This is a genomic window from Crocosphaera sp. Alani8 (assembly GCF_038442745.1).
Taxonomy (GTDB): Bacteria; Cyanobacteriota; Cyanobacteriia; order Cyanobacteriales; family Microcystaceae; genus Crocosphaera.
Window position 1 is genome coordinate 1 of the sequence record NZ_JARVCN010000370.1, and the last position, 2986, is coordinate 2986.

The 2986-nt window shown below is 46.5% G+C and carries 1 protein-coding gene; it reads right to left on the reverse strand.

The features are described 5' to 3' along the window. The coding region (locus P9B04_RS18735; RefSeq protein WP_342056493.1) for a hypothetical protein at nt 1–2668 on the reverse strand (2668 nt) is incomplete at its 3' end. Nucleotides 2669–2986 lie beyond the last annotated feature (318 nt).

The window sequence follows — 2986 nt, forward strand, 5'->3', positions numbered from 1 at the left end:
GGTTATTCCAACCACCACCGCTAGTGAAGTCCGAGACTAATACCCGACTCACTACCTCAGTCTGCTCACTTAAGGATTGACTACTGTCGCTTCCAGCCGCCACCCAAGCCAGTAAACTTTCCTGGGAGTTAGGTTCAAAGACGAGGGCTATATCATCGTCATCCGTTAGGTCGTTCAGATTACCCTCTGTGTCCTGAACCCGTACAGAGTTGGGATTGTAGAGGTTTTTAGTCCCCTGGGTGGGATTGTAGGTGACCCTGACATCGCCATTTGTACTTTCATCACTCAAGTTTATAACACTTTCAGGAGTGCTCGAAGGGCTGGTATCAGAGGCGGTAAAGGAAGGTAAGGCGACGCTCTGCATCCAGCCAGAACTGTAGGCCCAGTTCCAGAACAAGACCTTGGCACTAAAGGCAAGATTCTCAGCCGCTTTAAGATCCCCCGAAAAGTCTATGAAGGGTCCAAACTCCCCTTCTTTGAGGGCAATTTCAAAATCTGCTCCCAGGTCTAGATTCACTCCGCCACTAGCATTGAAACTGTTAGCTAAGGCTCCCACTTCCCCCTTCAAAAACGGTAGCCAGTCCAGACCAAACTCGATATCGTCAAAGGTGTACCGATCTAAACCTGCCAGTAGCGTCCCGGCTTGCTCTACAATCTGCTCAGCATAGAGGGCTCCCAGCAGTAATTGCACCGCCAACTCGGCATTTTTGAACCCATTCACGGTGGACTTATTATCGTCCTTTCCGCTAGCCTCATCAGCCTGCACCAGGTTACTGACCGCTTGTACTAGTCCTTGGGAGATGCCAATAGTCCCACCGACCCCTTTACTATCCAGTACCGCTAGCAGCGTTTGATTGATTAATTTAACTGTGCCATCGTTAACATTGCCGTCTAAATGAAGCGGCAGCAGTGGCGTATTATTGGTCACATCCAGACCGACATCCGCATCAACCTTAAAGTTCAGCAAGCTGTACTGAAGTTTGCCATCGACTAGCTTGCCTTTGATGGGGCTGGGGGCTGGGGGGATATCTAACTCAAAGCCCACCAATTTCCCAAATCCTAGGGTTAGCTCAATGTCTGATCCTTTGTAGACCAAATCGCCGTTTTCATCCGGCATAAAGGTCGAGTTGAGTCCCAGGGTGAGAGATACCTCAAAGCTCTCTTCTAAAGGGCGATTAGTATCACTCTGGGCGTTCTTAGCTGCACTCTCGTTGGGATTGTTGAGATTATCGCTGTCATCACCATCGGCGGTTTCCTCTTTAATCGCCAGACTGGTCTGCACCACATAGGCTTCCGTGAACTTATTATTATCATCGAGAATTGTTGTTTTTTCCGACCCAATCGAGCCACTGAGAGTCAGGTCAATTGTATTAGCGGTGGGGATCGTACTCGACGGCAACGGAATATTTTTAGCTAGTATTGACTGCGCCCCAGAGAAAGGAATCTCAAACTGAACGCTAACTCCCAGGGGTAACTGGGGGCTTAGGGCATCCCCCAGTTGAGGAGCTACGTCGCTGTCGCTGGCGGCATTTACCGCATCTGCCGTCAGAAACTGTGTCTCTAACCCCAAACGCTGATATCTGGGAGGGAGGGGAGTTTCTTCAGCAAAAACCAGGGTCTCACCGTCTGTCCCTGACTCCTTTATTTTATTATCACTGGTCTGCTCGAAGTTAATGAACTCAAAGTAGAGGTCTGTGTCGTCGGCGATGACACTTTGGAGAGTGACAGCATCATTACTAAGATCGGAGGAATCTTCTTGGGTGGGGGTCCCGCTGCCCCCGGCAAATTGTTGTAGCACAATTTTATTATCATCAGCCTGGCTGGTTAGAGTCCACAAATCACCACTAATTTCGGTGAATGAATCAAATCCCACATTTAGTCCGAACTGAGAGCTTTCCAGCGAGAAGATATCGGCATCAGCATTGGCTAACACCGTATTGGTGGCAGGGTCAAAGTTAAAGTTAAAGGTGTTAAGCTGTTGCTGCTGGCTTAGATCATAGGTAGCGACTATATTTTGGTCGGGATCAATTACTTCCATTGTCCAGAGGGTTAGCTCGTTGGCAACGCCATCTCCCAGGGAATTGTTGGTACCACGTCCAGAAATTAAACCATCGTTGTTCTGATCCACCCCTGTGAAACTTAACGTAACCTGGTAGTTGTTTCGTCGAAACTCTGTCCCTTCCCAGACAGATGTAGCAGATATAGCACTATCAAATATTTCGTAAACGACGGATATGCCTGGTGGTAAGTTCCGGCCAAGATTTGGTGCAATGTCAGCCTGGGGATTTTGGCTGAGGATTGTGTCACCTACCATGAGGGTCGGTTGACCAAAGTTGACTTGGTTTGACCACTGTATTTGACCAGTTTCTGTGTAGCGTCCCAGCACGTAGTACAAATTTCCACTTCTGTCTTCCCACACGGCAGCCAAACCAGGGGCATATTTGGGAATATCAGATTCTCCTACTGGTGTGTACGGAATCAGATTGCCAGCTAATAGCTGTAAATCGCTACCGCCCGTAGCATTGCTGACTGGTTCGGCCTCTGACCACTGGTTTGCAACAGGCTCAAAGTAGGTGTACCATAGCGAACCTTGATGTTCCCAAACAGCGTGTTCGGTCTGGTTGGCATCGACCGTTATAGCAGCGAAGGCTCCGTAGCTATTAGACATATCAATAAATCATAATCTTAAAAATACTTCTATGTTTTAACTAAAAAAATATCTTGATTGTAAAAAGTTTTCATAAAACTTAAGGTTTTGTTGAATAATTTAATAAGTTAATCGGTAGAAAAAGTTGGCAATTTTCCTCACCTCAAAGATTTAATTTGAGTCTATAATTATAAGAAGGGTTTGCATATTGTTGTTCTTTACTTAGTCATAGAAAATTGGAGTATTCCCTGGAGTTTTCTGGTCTATAGAGGTAAACTCATATCGGTAGTGTATCATAAGTAGTGAAAGTCGAATTTTTGCCGAAGTTTCTATTAAAAT